Source organism: Amycolatopsis sp. NPDC104819 (assembly GCF_055583145.1).
The window spans coordinates 88,781-109,978 of the sequence record NZ_JBVJON010000004.1; the positions used below are offsets into that span (position 1 = coordinate 88,781).

At 72.2% G+C, this 21,198-nt stretch carries 19 protein-coding genes; 16 read left to right on the forward strand and 3 right to left on the reverse strand.

Annotation, left to right across the window (positions count from 1 at the left end; translation table 11 throughout):
• Positions 1-51 precede the first annotated feature (51 nt).
• From mshB to ACZ63E_RS13195, 4 genes are all read left to right on the forward strand, one after another.
• Positions 52-897: an N-acetyl-1-D-myo-inositol-2-amino-2-deoxy-alpha-D-glucopyranoside deacetylase gene (mshB, locus tag ACZ63E_RS13180; protein ID WP_465336179.1), complete on the forward strand. Its 846-nt coding sequence runs from the start codon at positions 52-54 to the stop codon at positions 895-897.
• Entirely contained in the window at positions 894-1,286 is a 393-nt protein-coding gene (locus tag ACZ63E_RS13185; RefSeq protein ID WP_465336180.1) for a hypothetical protein, read from the forward strand. The genes mshB and ACZ63E_RS13185 overlap by 4 nt, the downstream gene beginning before the upstream one ends.
• Positions 1,279-2,070 (forward strand): hypothetical protein, encoded by a 792-nt coding sequence (locus ACZ63E_RS13190; RefSeq protein WP_465314247.1) that lies wholly within the window; start codon positions 1,279-1,281, stop codon positions 2,068-2,070. The genes ACZ63E_RS13185 and ACZ63E_RS13190 overlap by 8 nt, the downstream gene beginning before the upstream one ends.
• Positions 2,071-2,162: 92 nt before the next feature.
• Complete coding sequence (locus ACZ63E_RS13195) at positions 2,163-2,918, forward strand: hypothetical protein (RefSeq protein WP_465336181.1); 756 nt, start codon at positions 2,163-2,165, stop codon at positions 2,916-2,918.
• A gap of 9 nt (positions 2,919-2,927) precedes the next feature.
• Here ACZ63E_RS13195 and ACZ63E_RS13200 read toward each other — a convergent pair whose 3' ends face one another.
• On the reverse strand, positions 2,928-3,689 hold the full coding sequence (locus tag ACZ63E_RS13200; RefSeq protein WP_465336702.1) for a site-2 protease family protein: 762 nt from the start codon (positions 3,687-3,689) through the stop codon (positions 2,928-2,930).
• Between the two features lie 261 nt (positions 3,690-3,950).
• Here ACZ63E_RS13200 and ACZ63E_RS13205 point away from each other — a divergent pair, with 261 nt between their 5' ends.
• The 3 genes from ACZ63E_RS13205 (at position 3,951) to ACZ63E_RS13215 (ending at position 8,259) form a co-directional block, all read left to right on the forward strand.
• Positions 3,951-4,238, forward strand: a complete 288-nt coding sequence (locus ACZ63E_RS13205; protein ID WP_465314302.1) for a WhiB family transcriptional regulator — start codon at positions 3,951-3,953, stop codon at positions 4,236-4,238.
• Positions 4,239-4,525: 287 nt separating this feature from the next.
• Positions 4,526-7,795 (forward strand): glycosyltransferase, encoded by a 3,270-nt coding sequence (locus ACZ63E_RS13210; RefSeq protein WP_465336182.1) that lies wholly within the window; start codon positions 4,526-4,528, stop codon positions 7,793-7,795.
• Positions 7,792-8,259 (forward strand): hypothetical protein, encoded by a 468-nt coding sequence (locus tag ACZ63E_RS13215; protein WP_465336183.1) that lies wholly within the window; start codon positions 7,792-7,794, stop codon positions 8,257-8,259. The genes ACZ63E_RS13210 and ACZ63E_RS13215 overlap by 4 nt, the downstream gene beginning before the upstream one ends.
• Positions 8,260-8,267: 8 nt before the next feature.
• Here the strand turns inward: ACZ63E_RS13215 and ACZ63E_RS13220 are convergent, their stop codons facing one another.
• The gene (locus tag ACZ63E_RS13220; RefSeq protein WP_395926432.1) at positions 8,268-8,732 is read right to left on the reverse strand and encodes a metallopeptidase family protein; all 465 of its coding nucleotides are present in this window, start codon (positions 8,730-8,732) and stop codon (positions 8,268-8,270) included.
• 79 nt (positions 8,733-8,811) lie between these two features.
• On the opposite strand from ACZ63E_RS13220, the gene ACZ63E_RS13225 reads away from it, so the two are divergent.
• The 5 genes from ACZ63E_RS13225 (at position 8,812) to manA (ending at position 13,265) form a co-directional block, all read left to right on the forward strand.
• The gene (locus ACZ63E_RS13225; protein WP_465314245.1) at positions 8,812-9,168 is read left to right on the forward strand and encodes a DUF3499 domain-containing protein; all 357 of its coding nucleotides are present in this window, start codon (positions 8,812-8,814) and stop codon (positions 9,166-9,168) included.
• An 80-nt stretch (positions 9,169-9,248) separates the two neighbouring features.
• Positions 9,249-10,604, forward strand: coding sequence for a phosphomannomutase/phosphoglucomutase (locus ACZ63E_RS13230; RefSeq protein ID WP_465336184.1), 1,356 nt, complete (start codon positions 9,249-9,251; stop codon positions 10,602-10,604).
• 77 nt (positions 10,605-10,681) lie between these two features.
• Positions 10,682-10,903 (forward strand): Trm112 family protein, encoded by a 222-nt coding sequence (locus ACZ63E_RS13235; RefSeq protein WP_465336185.1) that lies wholly within the window; start codon positions 10,682-10,684, stop codon positions 10,901-10,903.
• On the forward strand, positions 10,887-11,981 hold the full coding sequence (locus ACZ63E_RS13240; protein WP_465336186.1) for a hypothetical protein: 1,095 nt from the start codon (positions 10,887-10,889) through the stop codon (positions 11,979-11,981). The genes ACZ63E_RS13235 and ACZ63E_RS13240 overlap by 17 nt, the downstream gene beginning before the upstream one ends.
• Positions 11,982-12,035: 54 nt before the next feature.
• A complete protein-coding gene (gene manA, locus ACZ63E_RS13245; RefSeq protein ID WP_465336704.1) occupies positions 12,036-13,265 on the forward strand; it encodes a mannose-6-phosphate isomerase, class I in 1,230 nt (409 codons plus the stop codon).
• Positions 13,266-13,970: 705 nt separating this feature from the next.
• Here manA and ACZ63E_RS13250 read toward each other — a convergent pair.
• Complete coding sequence (locus ACZ63E_RS13250) at positions 13,971-16,889, reverse strand: AfsR/SARP family transcriptional regulator (RefSeq protein WP_465336187.1); 2,919 nt, start codon at positions 16,887-16,889, stop codon at positions 13,971-13,973.
• Positions 16,890-17,129: 240 nt separating this feature from the next.
• Here ACZ63E_RS13250 and ACZ63E_RS13255 point away from each other — a divergent pair, with 240 nt between their 5' ends.
• The 4 genes from ACZ63E_RS13255 to ACZ63E_RS13270 all read left to right on the forward strand — a co-directional run bounded on the left by ACZ63E_RS13255 (position 17,130) and on the right by ACZ63E_RS13270 (position 21,191).
• Entirely contained in the window at positions 17,130-17,642 is a 513-nt protein-coding gene (locus tag ACZ63E_RS13255; protein ID WP_465336188.1) for a helix-turn-helix domain-containing protein, read from the forward strand.
• Positions 17,643-17,727: 85 nt separating this feature from the next.
• Positions 17,728-18,645, forward strand: coding sequence for a cation diffusion facilitator family transporter (locus tag ACZ63E_RS13260; RefSeq protein ID WP_465336189.1), 918 nt, complete (start codon positions 17,728-17,730; stop codon positions 18,643-18,645).
• Between the two features lie 86 nt (positions 18,646-18,731).
• Complete coding sequence (locus ACZ63E_RS13265; RefSeq protein WP_465336190.1) at positions 18,732-20,258, forward strand: amino acid permease; 1,527 nt, start codon at positions 18,732-18,734, stop codon at positions 20,256-20,258.
• Between the two features lie 270 nt (positions 20,259-20,528).
• Complete coding sequence (locus ACZ63E_RS13270) at positions 20,529-21,191, forward strand: LPXTG cell wall anchor domain-containing protein (RefSeq protein WP_465336191.1); 663 nt, start codon at positions 20,529-20,531, stop codon at positions 21,189-21,191.
• The last annotated feature ends 7 nt before the right edge of the window (positions 21,192-21,198 follow it).

A 21,198-nucleotide genomic window follows, 5' to 3' on the forward strand; every position in this document is an offset into this window, starting at 1 on the left:
AACCGAGGGTGTCCCCGACGAAGGTCGGAGCACGGGAATTACGCTCAACCCGTGATCTCCCCGGTACCGCGCAGGCTGCTCTTCGTCCACGCCCATCCCGACGACGAGAGCATCACCACCGGCGCCACGATCGCACGATACGCCGCCGAGGGGGCCGAGGTGACCGTGGTGACCTGCACGCTCGGTGAGGAGGGTGAGGTCATGGCCGGCCTGCCCGAGCTCGCCGGCCTGGGCGCCTGGGCCGCCGACCAGCTGGGCGGGTACCGCGTCGCCGAGCTGAAGGCCGCGTGCGCCGCGCTGGGGGTGTCACGACATCGTTATCTGGGCGGGATCGGGCGATGGCGCGATTCGGGCATGGCGGGCACGCCGTCGGCGTCGCACCCGCGGGCGTTCACCGGCGGCTCGCTCGACGAGCAGGCCGCGCAGCTCGCCGAGGTGATCGAGGAGGCACGGCCGCAGGTCGTCGTCACCTACGACGCCTTCGGCGGATACGGCCACCCCGACCACATCCGCGCGCATGAGGTGACGATGGCGGCGGCGACCCGCGCCGAGCCGGTCGTGCGGGTGTTCCACACGGTGGCGGCCAGGAGCGCGACGCACGCCGGGCTCGCCGCGCTGCGGGCCGGCGAGCCGCCCGCCTACCGCGTCCCGCCGGACGACGAGCTGCCGGCAACCCCGGACGAAGAGATCACGACGACGCTCGACGTCGCCGCGTATGTCCCGGCGAAGATCGCGGCACTGCGCGCGCACGCGACGCAGCTGACCGTGGTCGACGGCGCCGTCCCGTACTTCGCCCTCACGAACGAGATCGCCCAGCCGATTCCCGCGAAGGACTCCTTCGTGCTGGCCCACGGGCCCGCCGAGGGCGCGGCGGACGACCTGTTCGGCGGGCTGTGACCGTGCCGGAGCCACTGACCCGGGAGCAGCGGCTGCTCCTCGTGCTGCTCGTCATCGACACCGTGCTGCTCGGCGTGCTGGAGCTGTTCTTCCTGCCGCTGCGGATCGGGGTGGTGCCGCTGCCGGTGACCGTCCTGGTCGGCGCCGTGACGACCCCCTGGCTGGTGGCGACCACGGCGAAGCTGGTGCGCCCCTCTCTTTCGTGGGTACCCCTCGCCGTGTGGGTGCTCGTCGTCTTCGGGGTCGGCATGCTGGGCCCGGGCGGTGATCTCGTGCTGATCCAGGACTGGCGGGCGCTGCTCCTGCTCGGCGCCAGCGCGCTGCCCGGCGCGATGGTGCTCGGCGGCGGGCTGGGCCGGGCGACGGGAAGGAAACCGGGACGTGGCTGAGGCGATTTCGGACAAGCAGGTCGTGGCGGTGCTGCGGCCGTTCGTGCGGGCGTGCGGGCCGATGCTGGACGCGTTGCGCGAGTCCGACCCGTTCGGGCTGCAGGCGCGCGCCCGGCGGGAGGAGACCGACGACCTCGCCGGTGTCGAGTCCGGGCTCAAGGCGAAGCTGATCCACGGCGTGACGTCGGTGAAGGTGCCCGGAACCGCCGCGTGGGCGCGGATGACGGGGTACGACCGGTCGAGCTGGTGGATGAACCGCGTCGGCCGCTTCACAGCGCTGCTGACGTCGATCCCCGGCCTCGGCGGAGCACTGGCCGACCGGCTCCCGGTGCAGGACGCGCTGGGAACGGCGTCCCAGGGGCTGCTGCTGTGCGCGATCGCGGGCGAGTACGGCGTCACCGACGTCGGCACGCGGGTCCGGCTGATCGCGTGGGTGCTCTTCGAGCGCGACGTCGACCCGGACCTGGCGGCGGGCCGGCATCCGGACCACGACGAAGCGGCGGAGGCGGACGAAGCGGCGAAGCTGACCGAGGAGCTGACGGAGTCCGAGAAGAAGCACGGCAAGGCGACGGTGAAGGCGGCGGCGAGCACGCTGTGGCGCCTCGGCCGCGGCCTGCTGGCGATCACGGGCGAGCTGGAGAAGCGTCCCCGCGGCAATTTCCTGCACCGCGCGATCGGCATGCTCCCGGTGGTGGGGGCGGCGGGGGACTACCTCGGTGAGCGTTCGGGCCTGCGGGTGGCTTGGAAGCGCGCACACGTTTGGCTGACGGAGCACCGGGGCTGACCTTCCCCGCGCGAGAGCCGTAACAACGCCCCAAGCGGCGGCGACTACGGCCACGCCCCGGCACCGGGGCCGCGAGGGAAGGGAACCGGGACGTGGCCGAAACGATCTCCGACCGGCAGGTGGTGGCCGTCCTGCGGCCGTTCGTGCGGGCTTGCGGGCCGATGCTCGACGCCTTGCGCGAGTCCGATCCCTTCGGGATGCAGGCCCGCGCGGACGATCTCGCCGGTGTCGACTCCGGGCTCAAAGCGAAGCTGATCCAGGGCGTGACCTCCGTGAAGGTCCCCGGGACGGCCGCCTGGACGCAGATGACCGGGTACGACCGGTCGAGCTGGTGGATGAACCGCGTCGGCTGCTTCACGGCGCTGCTTACCGCGCTGCCGGGTCTCGGGGGCGCGCTCGCCGACCGGGTGCCGGTGCAGGACACCATGGGTGCGGCGTCGCAGGGGCTGCTGCTGTGCGCGATCGCGGGCGAGTACGGCGTCACCGACGTCGGCACACGGGTACAGCTGATCGCGTGGGTGCTGTTCCACCGCGACCTCGACGCCGGCCTCGCGGCGGGCCACGACGACACCGCCGAGGCCGAAGAAGCAGCAAGGCTGACCGAAGAGCTCACGGCGTCGGAAAAGAAGCACGGCAAGGCGACGCTCAAAGCCGCGGCGAGCACGCTGTGGCGGCTCGGTCACGGCCTGCGCGGCATCACCGAGGAGCTCGAGAAGCGGCCGAAGGGGAAGTTCCTGCACCGGGCGATCGGGAAGCTGCCGGTCGTCGGGGTCGCGGGGGACTACCTCGGTGAGCGGTCCGGGCTGCGGGAGACGTGGCAGCGCGCGCACGCCTGGCTCGGCCGCTGAGCCCCGGCGTCAGTTCCAGAAGCGGAACACGCTCGCCCCGATCTGCGCGCCGTCCACGTAGCCGCCGAACAGGCCGAAGATCGAGTACGCGCCGTCCCACAGAGCCGCGTTCGCCGGCCTGATGAACCACAGGATCGCGAACAGGATGATCGGCGCCCACGGGCGGACCTTCGCGCCGAGCTCGCGCGCCTGCGGGGGCAGGTACGGCTCGATCGCGCCCCAGCCGTCGAGGCCCGGGATCGGGAGGATGTTCAAGATGAACGTCACGATCTGCAGCAGCGCCAGGTAGGAGATCGCGATCACCAGGCCGCCCGACATCGGCACCACCGAGACCACCAGCGCCAGCGCCGCGCCGACCGCAAGGTTGCTCAGCGGGCCGGCCAGCGACACCCACGACGACGTCGCCCGTGAGCGCAGCGCGCCGCGGTTGATCCAGACCGCGCCGCCCGGCAGCGGGATGCCGCCGATGATCAGGAAGACCAGCGGCAGCACGATCGAGAGCACCGGATCGGTGTACTTCCGGACGTCGAGGGTCAGGTAACCCTTGTGGGCGACGCTGTAGTCGCCGCCGCGGTAGGCGACCATCGCGTGGCCGAACTCGTGCAACGACAACGACGCCACCCAGCCGGCGGCGACGAAGATCACCACGCCGGCGATGAGCAGGGGGTCGCGGTCGCGGACGAAGATGGTGTTGATGTCACCGAACGCGGCCATGACGCCACCGGCGACGGTGAGCGCGAGGATGCCGAGGAAGACCGGGCTGGGGCGCACTGCTGACTTCTGCACGCCTCCAGTCTTCCGTATGCCCGGTGTGAAGTTACCGGCGTGTCCCCTTGCGCGATCGGGCCGAAGGGTCCCCCGAACTCGCTACTCCGCTTGACCTGACCGCACTACACGGGTGTAATCACAGTGATGTCATTCGCCGTCGAGGGGACGGCGAGTGTCGTTTCACCACCGCCAGCCTGGGGAGTGCTAGGGAGCGAGGAGGCGGACGTGCGGTTGGAAGCCGATGGGAAGGAATGGGGGCACGTCATGGGTTGGGGCGAGATCCCGGAGCAGGCTCTGGGAGATCTCACCGAGCTCATCGATGCCACCGACGAAGAGCAGGATTGGCAGGAACGCGCTCTGTGCGCGCAGACGGACCCGGAGGCGTTCTTCCCCGAGAAGGGCGGCTCCACCCGTGAAGCCAAGCGGATCTGCCTGGGCTGCGAGGTCAAGGACGAGTGCCTTGAGTACGCGCTGGCCCACGACGAGCGCTTCGGCATCTGGGGCGGTCTGTCCGAGCGGGAGCGCCGGAAGCTGAAGAAACGAGCGATCTAGGGAGAGGTGTGTTCGCGGAACGCGCGAACCATGATCGCTCGTTTCGGTATCTTCTGGGGGTGCAACCCCCAGACCCCGCCCGGGGGCACGCCCCCGGACCCCCTGTGGCTCGGCTGAGCGTGGATCGGCCGGCTTGGTCGGGGTCTTGCTGGTTTGTGTGACGCGCCCGCGTGGTTCCACCGCGTGGGCGCTTTGCATGGCACGCGGTGTGTGTGGGTTCACCACCGGGTGACGGGCCGGGGCCGTAGGGTGGCCGCACCGATCCGTCGCCTGATCTGGAGCGTTTGTTGCCCCGCACCGCCGCGCCGCCCGTCCTGCGCACCGCGCCCGTTCTGGCCATTGTGGTCTGTCACAACGGCGAAAACTGGCTGCCGCTGGCGCTTTCTTCGTTGCGCCGCAGCACGGTCCGGCCGCGGTACGTGCTCGCGGTCGACACCGGCTCGACCGACGCGACCCCGCGGCTGCTCGCCGAGGCGGCCGACCCCGAGTCGGCGGGCCCGGATTCTTCTCCCGTGCTCTCCGGCGTCATCACGCTTTCGCGTGATACCGGCTTCGCCGCCGCGGTCGCCGAAGCCGTCGAGCACGCCACCGAGCGGTGGGGTGGCGACCCGGGATCGTGGCTGTGGCTGCTGCACGACGACTGCGCGCCGGAGCCGGACTGCCTGAAGGAACTGCTGAACGTCGCCACCAAAACGCCGTCGGCGACCGTGCTCGGCTCGCTCGGGCTCGACTGGGCCGACCCGCGGCTGATCGTCGAAGCCGGGTTGTCGACCGACGCGTCCGGGCACCGCCAGCAGGTCGCCGCGAGCGGCGAGGAGCCGGCCGAGGTGCTCGCCGTGCCCAGCGCGGGCTCGCTCGTGCGCCGCGACGCCTGGGACGACCTCGGCGGCTTCGACCCGGATTTCCCGCTGCTGCGCGAAGATCTCGACTTCGGCTGGCGCGCGAACGCGGCCGGCGGGCTCGTGCTCTCCGTACCGGCCGCGCGGGTGCGGCACGCGCGCGCCGTCACGACCGGGCAACGCGCGGTCGACGCGGTCACCGGGCCGCTCGCCGTCACGAACCGCGCTCACGGCCTGCGCGTGTTCCTCGTGAACTGCTCGCCGTTTTCCTTCTGGCTGGGGATGATCCGGCTCCCGCTGCTTTCGGTGCTGCGCGCGCTTGCCTTCGTCGTGCTGCGCCGCACCGGCGAAGCGCGCGCCGAGTTCGCCGCCGCGACGTACCTCCTCAGTGGACGCGGCGGATTGCGTGCCGCGCGTGCCCACCGACGGCGGAATCCGCGGCCGGGCACGGTTCGCGGGCTCTTCACCGGACGTTGGACGCGGCTGCGCAACGCCGCACGCGCGGGTGTCGTCGGCCTGGTGCGCCGGGGCGTGGAGAACGACGTCGCGCTCGGGACCGTGCCCGAAACCGTCGAAACCGAGTCGGCATGGGTGACCCCGGAAGCGCTCGACGCTCGCGAGACGCGTCCCGTCGGGCCGGACGCCCTGCCCGCGGGCGCGCTGCGCGGGGTCAGCTCGCGCGGGTCCGGGCTGCGGCGGCCGGGCACGCTCGTCGCCGTCGCGCTGCCGGAAACCCCGGCGCCCGAACCGGTCGACGTCGCCGAGGAGGCGCCCGAACCGGAGCTCGTTTTTGTCGAGGTCAACCGGCGGCGCGTGCTCGCCGCCACGATCTTCGCGCCGCCGGTGGTGCTTCTGGTCGTGATGACGGCGTTGGGACTGTTCGTCAACCGGGCCCGCCTCGGGCTCGACCTCTTCGGCGGCAAGCTGCTCCCGGTCGGCGGGCTGGGGGAGCTCTGGGCGTCGTACCTCGCGCCGTGGCACGCGATCGCCGGCGGCACCGGCGCGCCGACGTCCGCGACGCTGCCGGTGCTCGGCACGCTCGGCGCGGTGTTCGCGCCGATCGGCGGCCCGGCCGCGCTCGTCGCGATCCTGCTCCTCGGCGACATCCCGTTGGCCGCGTTGAGCGCGTACGCGGCGACACGACGGCTTCGCGTGCGCCGGTGGGTCCGCGCGGTCGTCGCCGCGACCTACGCGCTGCTGCCGGCCGCGACCGCCGGGGTGGCGCAGGGCCGGCTCGACGTCGTGGTGGTGCACCTGGTGCTGCCGCCGGTCGCCGCGGGCATCGCCGGGCTGCTGGTGCGGGCGGACACGCGGTGGCTGCACGTCTCGGCGCTCTCGGCGTTCGGCGTGGCGCTGCTCGGCGCGTTCTCGCCGCTGGCGCACGGGCTCGCGCTCGCCGGGCTGCTGATCGGGTTCGTCGTGCTGCCCGCGCCGACCGGGCTGGCGCGCCGGATCGCGTCGGTCGGGATCGTGGTGCTGGTGCCGCTCGCGTTGCTGCTGCCGTGGCCGACGGTGCTCCTCCGGCACCCGGAGCTGCTCGTGCAGGGACTCGGCGGCGCGGCCGCGACGGTGTCCGGCACCGACCTGGCCGGGCTCGACCCGGGTGGCGCGGGCGCGTGGCCGGTGGGGGTCGTGGTGATCGCGGCGGCGCTGGTGGCGCTGGTCGTCCGGCCGACGAAGCTCGCCGCGGGCGGCCTCGCGCTGGGCGCGCTGGGCGCGGGCGGCCTGGTCGTCGTGCGGCTGGTGACGGCGACGCCGCTGCAGGGCGGAGTGGCGACGCACGGCCACGCGGGGGTGCCGCTGCTGATCGTCGGCGCGGGGCTGCTGTGGGTGGTGCTCGGTTCGTGGCAGCGCGGCGGTTCGGCCGGGATGCCGGCGACGTGGCTGCCGAAGGTGTTCGCGGCGGCCGGGGTCGTGGTGTTCCTGGCGCTCGCGGCGAGCGCGGTGGCGGTCGGCGGCCAGGGCCCGCTGCGCGCGGGCGCCCGGCCTTCGCTCGCGCCCGAGGTGACGGCGGAGCTGTCGGCGTCCGGCCGTTCGGTGCTCGACCTGGCGCCGGACGCGACGCGCCAGATCGGCGGCCGCCTGCCCCACTACGGCGACGACGAGCTGGCCCCGACCCCCGGCACCCCGGCCCGGCTGGCCGCCTGGCGCCGCGACCTCGGCCAGGGCGACGCGGCGGCGGTGCAACGCACGTTCGCCGCGGCGGCGGCCGCGGGGGTGCAGTACGTGGTCCTGCCGGCGGGCGTCGACCCGCAGGCGTACCCGCCGCTGGCGAAGGAAATGGTGTCGGTCGCCGCCCCGACGTCGGACGGCCGCGGTGTGCTCCGCCTGCTTTCCCCGGCGGGCCAGGTGATCCTGATCTCGCCGGAGCAGGCGAAAGCGGCGGTCACGGGCGGTGGAGCGCCGGGGAACGCCCCGGGCGTGGCGCCTGTCCAGGCGGGCCTGCCGGACGTCCGGGTCCGGGTGTCGGACGGCCCGACCGGGCGGCTGCTGGTGCTGGCGGCCGAGCAGGAAGCGGGCTGGAAGGCTTCGGTGGGCGGCAAGAGCGTGCCGATCGTGCCGGCCTGGGGGCACCAGGTGGCGGTGTCGGTGCCGCCGACGTCGTCGGAGGTGACGGTGGAGTACCCGGGGACGGAACGGAACCTGCTGCTGCTGGCCCAGCTGGCGGCGGTGCTGTTCACGCTGCTGACGGCGGTCCCGGCGCGTCGCCGCCGGTGATCGTCACGGCGCAGTGGGTCCGGACGTCGTGGACGAAGCGCTCCCGCGGCGGACCGGCGGCGGCCGTCCGGAACGCGGCGCCGGTCGGGTTCGTCGTGCCTCCGCTGCCGGACGGTGCCGCACACGTGGTGCGGATGCGCGAGGCGGAGGCGTTCGAGCCGGTCGAAACGACGGCGGACGCGCTGGAGGTGAGCCTGCGCGAGGACGACGGACGGCTGCGGGTGCTCCCGCGCGTCGGGGCGTTGTCCGGGCTGCCGCCCCGGCCGCGTCGGCCGCCGGCGGTGCGCCTGGCGCCGGGCGAGTGGGTGCGGTGGCAGCTGAACTACCGCTTCAGCAGCGCGGCGGGGATGCAGGACTGGTCGTACTGGCTGGACACGTTCAACGTCGCGTACGGCCCGGTCGAGCCGGAGGTCTTCCTCGGCGAGCCCACGTACTTCGTCGACGAGCGGGGGCCGGTCCGCTGAGACCGGCGCTACTCGCCCTCGATGACGTCCGGCTCCACACCCAGGTACCCGGCCACCTGCTCCACCAGTACGTCGTGCACCAGCTCGGCCAGCTCCGACGGATCCTTCGCCCGGGCCTCCAACGGCCGCCGGTACAACACGATCCGCGCCCGCGTGGGCATCCCCGTCCGGTCCACCCCGGCCGGCACCAGCCGCGACAACGGCACCGCGCCGTCGTGCAGAACCCCGTCCGAAGGCGCCCGCCCGTTCTCGCGGACCTCCGGCACGTCGTCGACCGCCACGTCGAGCTTCGTCAGCTCGTGGCGCCAGCGGGCCTCGATCGGTTCCAGCGCGTCGAGCACCAGCGCGTCGAACCGCTCCGCGCGGCTCGCGGCGGCGGGCAGGGTCGCCGGATACAGCGTCCCGCGCAGGCCCCGGCCGTGCCGGTCCCGTCGCAGGCGCCGCCGTTGTCGGTAGTCACGAGCCGTCGCCACTCCGGAAGTCTATGCGGTCCGCACGTCCCAGCGCGTGTCGCTCCTCCTAGCTTGCGGCGACGCGCTATCGTTTCCGATCGTGCGGAGCGTACGGAAGTGTTCGCGTACCGGCTGTCTCGAGCCGGCTGTGGCCACGCTGACGTATGCCTACAGCGACTCCACCGCCGTCGTCGGCCCGCTGGCCACCGCCTCCGAGCCCCATTCGTACGACCTCTGCGAAGCTCACGCGCTGCGGCTGACCGTCCCCAAGGGCTGGGAAGTCGTCCGGCACGAAGGCGCCTTCGCCGCTCCGGACCCGTCGGCCGACGAGCTGACCGCGCTGGCCGAGGCCGTCCGCGAGGCGGGCCGGTCGGACCAGCCCGCGCCGCCGGTGACCGAGCCGGACGGGCCCTCGGGGCGCCGCGGTCACCTCCGGGTGCTGCCCGGTCGCGCCTGAGCGCGTCACCCACCTCCGCCGCCGGTAGGCTTTCCGCGCGGCGCAGCGGGCGCCGGGACGACTATTCGCGGGGAGACGGCGTGCCAGACCTTTCGGGCATCGTGAAGGCGTACGACATTCGCGGCGTGGTCGGCGAGCAGCTCGACGCGGACCTCGTCCGGTCCTTCGGCGCCGCGTTCGCCCTGCTCATCAAGCCCGAGGCGCCGTCGGTGGTGATCGGCCACGACATGCGCGACTCCTCGCCCGGGCTGGCCGCGGCCTTCGCCGACGGGGTGACCTCGCAGGGCCTCGACGTCGTCAGCATCGGCCTGGCGAGCACCGACGAGCTGTACTTCGCGTCCGGTTCGCTGAACCTGCCGGGCGCGATGTTCACCGCGAGCCACAACCCGGCCAAGTACAACGGCATCAAGCTGTGCCGCGCCGGCGCGTCCCCGGTCGGCCAGGACACCGGGCTCGCCGAGGTCCGCGACACCGTCGAGCAGGGGGTGCCCGAGTTCGAGGGGCAGCGCGGGAGCGTGTCCGAGCGGGACGTCCTCACCGAGTACGCCGCCTACCTGCGCAACCTCGTCGACCTGTCCGGCAGCCGGCCGCTGAAGATCGTCGTCGACGCCGGGAACGGCATGGGCGGGCACACCGTCCCGACCGTCTTCGACGGGTTGCCGATCGAGGTCCTGCCGATGTACTTCGAGCTCGACGGCACCTTCCCGAACCACGAGGCCAACCCGCTCGACCCGAAGAACATCGTCGACCTGCAGGCGAAGGTGCGCGAGGTCGGCGCGGACGCCGGGGTGGCCTTCGACGGCGACGCCGACCGCTGCTTCATCGTCGACGAGCGCGGCGAGCCGGTTTCGCCGAGCGCGATCACCGCGCTGGTCGCCGTCCGCGAGCTGGCCAAAGACCCGGGCGGCACGATCATCCACAACCTGATCACGTCCAAGGGGGTGCCGGAGATCGTCGCCGAGCACGGCGGCAAGCCGGTCCGCACGCGCGTCGGGCACTCGTTCATCAAGGCCGAAATGGCCAAGACCGGCGCCATCTTCGGCGGCGAGCACTCCGCGCACTACTACTTCCGCGACTTCTGGCGCGCCGACACCGGCATGCTGGCGGCGCTGCACGTGCTCGCCGCCCTCGGCGAGCAGGCCGGCCCGCTGTCGGAGCTGACCAGCGCGTACTCGCGCTACGCCGCTTCGGGTGAGATCAACTCGACCGTCGACGACCAGGTCGCGAAGATGATGGCGGTCAAGGACAGCTTCGGGACCCGCTCCGGCGTCGAGCTCGACGAGATGGACGGCCTGACCGTGCAGCTGGCGGGCGGCGCCTGGTTCAACCTGCGCCCGTCGAACACCGAGCCGCTGCTGCGGCTCAACGTCGAAGCCGCCAACGCCGAGGCCGTGCAGGGTCTGGTGGACGAAGTACTCGCGATCATCCGCAGCTGACCCCGTTCACGATGAAGGGACGAACTGTGTCCTGAAGGTGCCCTTCATCACACCTCTCTGCGTGGTATGGAGGAACCATGGCCATCACGCTCGACGCCCAGCTCCTCGAGATCCTGGCGTGCCCGTCGCCCGATCACGCCCCGTTGCGCCCCGGGACGCCGGACGACCCCGAGGCCGACGCGCTGACCTGCACCGAGTGCGGCCGGGTGTACCCGGTCCGTGACGGGATCCCGGTGCTGCTCCTCGACGAGGCCACCCGTCCCGGCGACACCGGAAACTCCGATGCCGACAGTGCTTGACGACTCGCTGCTCGACGACCCCGGGCGGCTGGCCGAGGCCGACAGCTCGGGGCTGCTCCGGGCCGCCGCGATGGCGGGCGCCCAGGTGCGCGCGACCGCCGAGATGGCCGCTGAGCTGGAGCTGTCCGAGCGGCTCGACGTCGGCCGTCCGCGGTCGGTCGTGCTGATCGACCGGCCCGGGGTGAGCCGCACGCTCACCCGGCTGCTCGCGGCGCTGCTGGCCCCGTCGTGCCCGGTCCCGGTCGTCGTCGCCGAAGTGGTGCCGAGCTGGATCGGCGCGCTCGACGTCGTCTTCGCGCACACCGACGACGCCGGCGACCGCGAGCTCGCCGCGTCGCTGGAACGCGCCGCGCGCTTCGGCGCTTCGGTGGTGCTCTCCGCGCCGTCCGAAGGGCCGGTGGCGGCCGCCGTGGCGGGCAAGGGCCTGCTGCTGGCGCCACGCATCCCGGTGCCGCCGGAGCTGGCGTTCCCGCGCGGCCTGGCCGCCGGGCTGCTCACCGCGAACGCGCTGGGCCTGCTCGTCTCGGACGTCCAGGCGCTGGCCGACCAGCTCGACCTGGAAGCCGAAAAGGACTACCTCGCGCGGGAGTCGTTCGCGAACCCGGCGAAGGCGCTCGCGCTGCGCGTCGCCGACCACGTGCCCCTGCTGTGGGGGCTCGACCCGGTGGCGGTCGCCGTCGGCGAGCACGCTGCGCACGCGTTCGCGGCCCACGCGGCCACGGTGTGTGACGTTGAAGACTATCGGCAGGCACTCGCGCGTCCCGCGTTGCGGCGGGCGGCACAATCGGGCGGCCGGGAGCGTGACATCTTCGCTGATCCGGACGATTCCTCTGGTGAAATCCAGACTCGGGTGCTGCTTCTCTCGGTGCGAACCGGTCCGGCCACGGACGCGGCGCGGTTCCAAGCGGAGGACCTGCTGCCCGGGGCGGACGTCATCGCGCCGGCCGAGGAGATCGAGGCCGACGAAATCGTGCGGGCCGCGGTGCTGGCGCTGCGGTTCGAACTGGCGGCGGTCTATCTCGGGCTGGCGGCGGGCAGCATCGGCGGCGCGGGCCGCTTCGCACCCGCCACGGCGTGAGACGCGCCGAGCACCGGCGCCGGCCGGTGCCGAAGGAGTGGAGTTGAGGTGACAGTGGAGCTGCTGCGCAACGCGGTGCGGCCCTACGCCTGGGGATCGCGGACGGCGATCCCCGAGCTGCTGGGCCGTCCGGTACCCGCGCCGCACCCCGAGGCCGAACTGTGGATGGGCGCCCACCCGGGTGACCCGTCGCACGTCATCGGCCCCGACGGGACCGAGCGGAGCCTGCTCGAGCTGGTCGACGCCGACCCGGTGCGTCAGCTCGGCGAGCGCTGCGCGAAGCGGTGGGGTGGGCGGCTGCCGTTCCTGCTGAAGATCCTCGCCGCGGAGGAGCCGCTGTCGATGCAGGCGCACCCGTCGGCGGCGCAGGCCGCGGAGGGGCACGCCCGCGAGGAGAAGCTGGGCATCCCGCGGGAGGCGGCGAACCGCAACTACCCGGACCCGACGGCGAAGCCGGAGCTGGTCTGCGCGCTGACGGAGTTCCACGCGCTGGCGGGGTTCCGCGAGCCGGAGCGCACGGTGAAGCTGCTGAAGGCGATCGAGACGCCGGGGCTGGCGAAGTACACCGGGCTGATCGAGGCGCAGCCGGACCCGTCCGGGCTGCGGGCGCTGTTCACGACGTGGATCACGCTGCCCCAGGCGTCGCTCGACTCGCTGCTGCCGGAGGTGCTGGACTCGTGCGTCCGGCACGTCCAGGAGCACGGCGAGTTCGCGGTCGAGTGCCGGACGATCCTCGAGCTGGGCGAGACGCACCCGCGGGACGCGGGCGTGCTGGCGGCGTTGCTGCTGAACCGGCTGACGCTGCGCGCGGGCGAGGCGATCTACCTGCCGGCCGGCAACCTGCACCTGTACCTGCACGGCACGGCCGTGGAAATCTTGGCGAACTCGGACAACATCCTGAGGTGTGGTCTGACGCCGAAGCACGTCGACGTCCCGGAGCTGCTGCGTGTGGTCGACTTCGCGTGCGGCGAGATGCCGGTCCAGTGTGGTGACACGGGCGAGCGTCTTTCGGTGTATCGAACGGACGCGCCGGAGTTCGAGCTGTCCCGCGTCGAGTGGGCGGCGGGCCAGGACGACGAGATCTCGGTCGACAGCGCCGGGCCGCAGATCCTGCTGTGCACGGCGGGCGACCTGCTGGTGACGGCGGACGACGGCGAGAAGGTCGAGCTGCGCCGCGGCCAGTCGGTCTGGCTGCCGGCGGCGGATCCGCCGGTGCGGGTGCGCGCCGTGGGTGGCGCGCGGTCCCAGCTGTTCCGTGCCACTGCGGGGACTTGCGAGGACTGACTCGGGTTTGTTCGAAAGCCACCACCGGTCGCACCGGCGGTGGCTTTCGTTGTTTCGCGGGGCGGCGGTTCTGTGTGCGTTCCGTGTGGCGGCATCGGGAACCATCAACACCAAGGGGGGACCCTGGTGCGCCGACGCGCGCAGCCGGTCCGCTGGGGGTGGCGCCGGACGGCAACGCCCGGCGCCCATGGGCTGAGGGTGGTGCCGCGAGGGGGCGGCACCACCCAGCTCGGGGCTTGATGGGGAGGCGGGCGGTCGCGGCGGGCGGATCTCGCGCGGTTGGGGCGGATCTCGCGTAGTTGAGGGCGGATCTGGCGAGGTTGGGGCCGGGCTGGCGCGGCTCTCCGCAGCTCTCGCGACTTCCCGCAGCTCTCGCGACTCCCGCAGGTAGTGCTTGCTCAGCGCGTCCCGCGCCGCGGCGAGGGCAGGGTGGAGAGCGGCACGTGGTCAGGGGCGAGTCTGGCGTGATTGCGGGCGGAACTCGCGTGATTGGCGGCGGATCCGGCGTGATTGGGGACGGATCTCGCGTGATCAGGACCGGCCTAGCGTGGCTGGGGACGGATCTGGCGTGATTGAGGGCGGATCTCGCGTGATCGGGGAGGCATCACGCGTGTTTGAAGGGGCATCTCGCGTGATTGGGGAGGCATCTCGCGTGATTTGAGGGGCATCGCGCGTGATTGGAGGGTCGACACGGCCGTCGGCGGGTCAGACTGGGGCTGTTAAGGCGAGTAGGGCCTGGCGTAGGACGGCCGCGCTTGCGTCGCGCGGGTCGGCCAGGTTTGCCGCCTCAGTGGCCGCCTCCAGGGCGCCCGCGGCGTCGCCGGTTGCCTTGCAGGCCTGCTGGAGGACCAGCCACGTCAGGCCCGTCGCGGACTTTCCGCCCATCTCGCGGAACTCGGCCAAACACGCCCGCAGCACCGGGATCGCCTGCGCCGCCCGGCCTTCGCCGATCCAGCTCGCCGCCAGGGCTCGGGTGCACGACAGCTCGCGGGGCCGTTCGTCCAGCTCTCGCGCCAGCTGAAGAGCCTCGCCGAACGCCGTTGTCGCTCGGTCGCGGGAGCCCGTCGCCGCCGAGATCGCGCCCAGGGTGCGTAGGGACTTCGCCAGGGCCGAGCGGGCCATCGAGCCGCGCAGCAGGTCGACCGACTCCGTGATCGCCGTGGTCGCCGCGGCGCCGTCGCCGGTCAGCAGGGACGACCACGCGAACCCGTGCAGCGCCGTGCCGATCTGGCGTGGGTCACCCGCTTCGCGCGCCGAAGCCACGGCCAGCCGGTCGACCTCCCGGGCTTCGGCCACCCGGCCGAGCCGCAGCAGCGCCGCCGACTCCGCGGTGCGCACCAGAAGAGCCTCCGGCTGACCGTCCACAGTGAACAGTTCACGGGCGTCCGCGGCGGTCTGCAACGCTTCTTCCGCACGTCCCAGCCCGATCAGGCAATGCGCCAGGTTCGCCAGGACCCACGCGTGCGTATGACGATCCCCCTGCGCTTCAAGCTCTTTCGCACAGTCACGGTACGCCGACGCGGCCTCTTCGTACTGCCCGCGCGCGTGCCGCAGCAACGCCAGGATCGCCGCTGCCCGGAGGTCTTCCGTGGCCGCCAGCACCGTTTCGTACGCCGCGCGCATGTCGGTGTAATGGCCGTGCAGGTACAGGTACACGCTGAGCTTGTCCAGCAGCAGCAACGCTTCCCGCGCGTCCAACGTCCCGACGAGCAGCAGGAGGTTCGCCCGCTCGGCCGCGAACCACTCGTCCGGACGCTCGAGCAGCCGCGCCACCAGCACACCGGGCAACGGTTGCGCGAGCGGCTCGTGGGTCATCGGCGGCATCGGCACCGTGCGCGGCAGGCGGGCCGCGGCCGCGTCGGCGAGGGCCAGCGTCGCCGCGAGGACCGTCGCCTCGCCACCTCGCTCCGGCGGCCCTTCCGCCGCGTACAACCGGACGAGGTCGTGCATCCGGTACCGGCCCTCGCCCGTCCCGTCCGGGCCGCGCGCCTCCAGCAGGCTCGCCTCGACGAGCTCTTCGACGGCCTCGTCGGCGTCCGGGTCGTCGACCAGCGTGGTGACCGCCCAGGCCGGGAGGTCGGCCAGCCGGCACCGGCCGAGCAGCCGGAACGCGCGCCGCGCCGGTGGCCGCAGCCCCTCGTAGCTCAGCGCGATGCTGCTGCGCACGGCCAGGTCGCTGACGGTCAGCTCGTCGAGCCGGCGGACCTCGTCCTCGAGCCGGTCGGCCAGCTCGCCGAGCCGCAGGTGCGGGCGGATGGCCAGCCGGCTGCCCGCGATCCGCAGGGCCAGCGGCAGCCGCGCGCACGCCGCGACGATCCGGACGGCGTCGGCGCGCTCCCGGCCGACCCGCTCGCCCGCCAGCCGGTTCAGGAGCGACGCCGCGTCGTCCTCCGACAGCGGCCCGAGGGGCAGCCGGTGCGCGCCGGCCAGCCCGCTCAACCGGCGCCGGCTCGTCACGAGCACCGCGCAGCCCGGCGTGCCCGGCAGCAGCGTGCGGACGTGCCCGGGGTCGACGGCGTCGTCGAGCACCACCAGCACCCGCCGGTCCGTGAGCCGGCCGCGGAACGCCGCCGCGCGCGCCCCGACGTCGTCCGGCACCGCCGGGCCGGGCACCCCGAGCGCGCGCAACAGGTCGGCGAGCACCGCGCCGATGTCGCGGCCCACCAGCGGCACGTACAGCTGGCCGTCCGGGAAGCGCGCCCGCAGCCGGTGCGCGGCCCGCACGGCCAAGGTGCTCTTGCCGGCGCCCGGCTCGCCGCTCAGCACCGCGACGGGGACGCCCTGCCCGTCGCTCAGCACGTCCGCGAGCTCGGCCAGCTCGACGTCACGGCCGGTGAAGTCCCCGATGTCCGGCGGCAGCTGGCAGACCGGCCACACTGGCGGCGGCATCCGCGGCACGGGGTCTTCACCTCGCAGGACGGCCGCGTGCACCCGGCGGGCCTCCGCGCCGGGCTCGACCCCGAGCTCGTCGATCAACGTGGTCCGCAGCCGGCGGTAGACCTCGAGCGCGTCCCCCTGCCGCCCGGCGCGGTGGAGCGCGATCATCAGCTGCGCGGCCAGCCGCTCCCGCAGCGGGTGCTCGGTGATCATGGCCTGCAGCTCGCCGGTCAGCTCCCCGTGCCGGCCGGCGGTGAGCTCGGCGTCGACGCAGTCCTCGAAGACGGCCAGGCGTTCGGACTCCAGCCGCGCGACGTCGGCGTCGAGCCGCGGCACGTGCAGCCCGGCCAGCACCGGCCCCCGCCACAAGCCGAGCGCCCGCCGGTAGTGCCCCGCCGCGGTGAGCGCGTCCCCGGCGCGGCGCCCTTCGGCGACGGCTTCCCGGAAGCCGAGCAGGTCCAGCTCCGCCGGCTCGACGCGCAGCCGGTAGCCGGGCGGCCCGTGGTCGACGCGCAGGCCGTCGATCCGGTCGCGCAGCCGCGAGAGGTAGGTGTGCAGGTTCGACGTCCACGACTTCGGCGGCCGCTCCGGCCACAGCGCCTCGACCAGCACGTCGACGTGGACGTGCTGGTTGGCGTTGAGCAGCAGCACGGCCAGCAGCGTGCGCTGGCGATCGCCGCGCAGGACCGGCCACTGGCCCGGCGGGCTCTCGACGGCGAGCGGACCGAGCACGGCGAAGTGCGCCATGTCACCTTCCCCCAGTCTGGTGAGCAGGGAAAGCCACGGTAGCGGAGGGGTACGACAGAAAACGGCGCTCCGGTCGACCCGGCCGGCACGCTCGCTGCCTGGCGTTCGCCCGTTCGAGTAAGTATAGTGATCGGTATACTCGACTGATGGGTGGGCAGGACTGGGAAAATCCACGTCGTCGACGAAGTCCTCGAGTGGACAGTGCGGCTCGATGGCACTGCACACGCTCGGGTCGTCCAGGTGATCGACGCGCTGGCGGAAGGTGGTCCCGGTCTCGGGCGGCCGTTGGTCGACACGATCGTCGGGTCGAGACTTCAGAACCTCAAGGAGCTTCGGCCGGGTACCGTGCGGATCCTGTTCGTTTTCGACCCTTGGCGATCAAGTGTCCTGCTTGTTGTCGGGGACAAAGGAACGTCAGGCAGAGGAGGGCCGAGCATGACGGGTTACGCACGCTGGAAAGACGTCCGCGCCACGCATGTCGAGCGAGCCGGCGGCGAGGAAGCGGTCGAGGCGGGCAAGCGGGAGCTGCTCGCCACCGTTCAAGGGCACCGACTTGCCGAGATTCGCCGGAGCCGCGGCCTGACTCAGCAGCAGCTGGCCGAGCGGATGGGAGTCACGAAGGGCCGGATATCCCAGATCGAACAGGGCAAGATCTCCGGCTTGGAGGTGCTCGCCCGGTATGCGGCGGCGCTCGGCGGGCGGCTGCACCAGTCGATCTACTTCGACGACGGCGACATCGCTGCCATCGCCTGATGCGAACCCCCGGCCGGTGACGACCGGCCGGGGCTGCTCCCATTACGCTCCACCCGGACATTCAGGACCAACCAGGGGAGCGGTCGTGTCAGCTGGAGGCGGAACCAAGGCGATCATCGCCGCGCTCGCGGCGAACGCCGGAATCGCGGCCGCGAAGTTCGCCGGCTTCCTCGTCACCGGGTCGTCGTCGATGCTCGCGGAGTCCGTGCACTCGCTGGCCGACACCACCAACCAGGGCCTGCTGCTGCTCGGCCAGAAGACGTCGAAGCGCGCGGCCGACCAGGAACACCCCTTCGGGTACGGCCGCGACCGGTACTTCTACTCCTTCATCGTCGCGCTGATGCTCTTCACCCTCGGCTCGGCCTTCGCGATCTACGAAGGCGTCCACAAGGTCGGGCACCCCGAACCGCTCGACGCGCCGATCGTCGCGGTGATCATCCTGGTCGTCGCGGTCGCGCTGGAGGGCTACAGCTTCTACACCGCCGTCGGCGAGTCGAGGAAGATCAAGGGGAACACGAGCTGGTGGGGCTTCATCCGCCAGGCCAAGGAGCCCGAGCTCCCGGTGGTGCTGCTTGAGGACGCGGGCGCGCTGATCGGGCTCGTCTTCGCGCTCCTCGGCGTCGGGCTTTCGGTCGTCACCGGCAATCCGGTCTGGGACGGCGTGGGCACCCTCGCGATCGGCGCGCTGCTGGGTGTCATCGCGATCATCCTCATCGTCGAGATGAAAAGCCTGCTCATCGGCGAAGGCGTCACCGAAGGGGTGCTCGCGACGATCGTCGACGAGCTCGCCGCGGGCAAGGTCGAGCGGGTCATCCACATCCGCACGCAGTACATGGGCCCGGACGAGCTGCTGGTCGCGGCGAAGCTGGCCATGGTGCCCGGCCTCGACACCGCCGAGCTGGCCACGGCCATCGACGACGCCGAGGCGCGCGTGCGCGCCAAGGTGCCGGTCGCGAAGCTGATCTACCTCGAACCGGACCTCGACCGCAGTCTCGCGCAGTAGGCCCGGGCGTTCGGCGAGCCGTCACGCTCCTGACCCGATAGGGTGACCTACTGCGATACATGCAGGCCAGCCGCAGGAGGTCAACGGTGCCCGGAACGGGATTGTGGCGCACTAAATCCATCGAGCAGTCCATTTCGGACACCGACGAGCCGGACACCAAGCTCCGGCGGAACCTGAGCGCCTGGGACCTCACGGTCTTCGGCGTCGCGGTCGTGATCGGCGCGGGCATCTTCACGCTCACCGCCCGCGCGGCCGGTGACTACGCGGGCCCGTCGGTCTCGCTCGCGTTCGTGTTCGCCGCGATCGCCTGTGCGCTGGCGGCGCTCTGCTACGCCGAGTTCGCCTCGACGGTGCCGGTCGCGGGCAGCGCGTACACGTTCTCCTACGCCACGTTCGGCGAGTTCATGGCGTGGATCATCGGCTGGGACCTGATCCTCGAGCTCGCCGTCGGCGCCGCCGCCGTGTCGAAGGGCTGGTCGGTCTACCTCGAAACGGTGCTGGGCTATCTGTTCGGCAAGGGTGCGAAGACGACGTTCGACATCGGCGGTGTCACGGTCGACTGGGGCGCGCTGGTCGTCGTGGCGATCCTGACGACGCTGCTCGCCGTCGGAACCAAGCTGTCTTCGCGGGTCTCGATGGTGATCACCGGCATCAAGGTCGCCGTGGTGCTGTTCGTGATCATCCTCGGCATCTTCTACATCAAGGGCGCCAACTACTCGCCGTACGTCCCGCCGGGCTCGACCGGCGGCTCCGGCGAGACCGGCGTCGACCAGTCGCTCTTCTCGCTGATCGCGGGCGGCGCGAGCAGCTCGTACGGTGTCTTCGGGCTGCTGGCCGGCGCCTCGCTGGTGTTCTTCGCGTTCATCGGCTTCGACATCGTGGCGACCACCGCGGAGGAGACGAAGAACCCGCAGAAGTCCGTGCCGCGCGGCATCTTCGGCTCGCTGATCATCGTCACCGTGCTGTACGTCGCGGTCTCGCTCGTGGTCGTCGGCATGACGTCGTACAAGGACCTGGCCACCTCGGCGGGCGACGGCAGCCACAAGACGCTCGCCACGGCGTTTTCCGCCAACGGCGTCGACTGGGCGGCCAACCTCATCTCCTTCGGCGCGCTGGCCGGCCTGACCACCGTCGTCATGGTGCTGATGCTCGGTCAGGTCCGGATCATCTACGCGATGTCCCGCGACGGCTTGATGCCGCGCGGCCTGGCGAAGACCGGCGAGCACGGCACGCCCAAGCGCGCGACGCTGATCGTCGGCGGCCTGGTCGCCCTCGCGGCGACGTTCTTCCCGGCCGACAAGCTCGAAGAGATGGTCAACGTCGGCACGCTCTTCGCGTTCGTGCTGGTGTCGGCGGGCGTCCTGGTGCTGCGCAAGACGCGGCCCGACCTGCCCCGCGCGTTCAAGGTGCCGCTGGTGCCGCTGATCCCGATCCTGGCCATCCTGGCCTGCCTCTGGCTGATGCTGAACCTGACCGTGCTGACCTGGCTGCGGTTCATCGTGTGGATGGTGATCGGCGTGGTCCTCTACTTCGCCTACAGCCGCCGCCACTCGCTGCTCGGCAAGCGGCAGGCGGACGGCGTCGAAGCACCCGCCAAGGCACCGGACGCCTAGCTTCACCCACCCGATCGTGGCGGCCCCGCCGACCTGTGTTCACGCAGGTCGGCGGGGCTTTTTGCGCATCCGCCCGGACCGGTCAGCGGATGACGATCTTGCTTTTTGTGCCTAAAAGGGGACCCCGTGTAGCGGGCGAAGTGACGTGCGATACCTTTCGATCCTTCGTGTGGCACCGATGGGTGAATTACAGCAGCGTGATTCAACCGTTGGTAGCGGCGCGATCACAGATTTCGCAGGTTCTCTTCCCCGCCGGTACAGGAGTTCTGAATGCGCAGTCGTACCTTCCGCGGCGCGATCGCGATCGTCGCGCTGACCACCGCCGCCCTTCTCGGCACCGCCGGCTCCGCGCTGGCCTGCCACAGTGACGACAACCGCCCGCACCCGACGCCGGGCAAGGCGACGCCGTGCGCCGAGGGCACGGACCTCAGCCAGAGCGACGTCGACTTCAAGATCGTCAGGAACCGCCTCAACATCTCCCAGGTGCACGAGGGCGTCACGGTGAAGCGCATCGTCGTCATCGGTGGCGACGACGGCTTCAACGACTACACGCCGGGCGCCAAGGGCCTCGAGAAGACCGCGCCGTGGAACGACCTGCGCGCGCCGTTCAGCCGCAACGGCCACCAGGCCGACATCGACAAGTGGTTCCTCTGCGGCACGAAGACCAAGCCGACCGAGACCACCAAGCCGCCGGTCACCAAGCCGACCGAGACCACGAAGCCGAGCTCCCCGGCGACCTCCGACACCTCGGTCGCGCCGACCAGCTCCACCGCTCCGGCCGCCGTCCCGGCGGGCAACGAGTCCGGCACCGGCGGTGGCCTGGCCAACACCGGTTTCGACAACATGTGGCTGGTGTGGATCGCCGCGCTGCTGCTGCTCGGTGGTGGCGGCCTGCTCGCGCTGCTGAAGTTCCGCCGCAAGGCTTCCGAGTGAAGCTGAG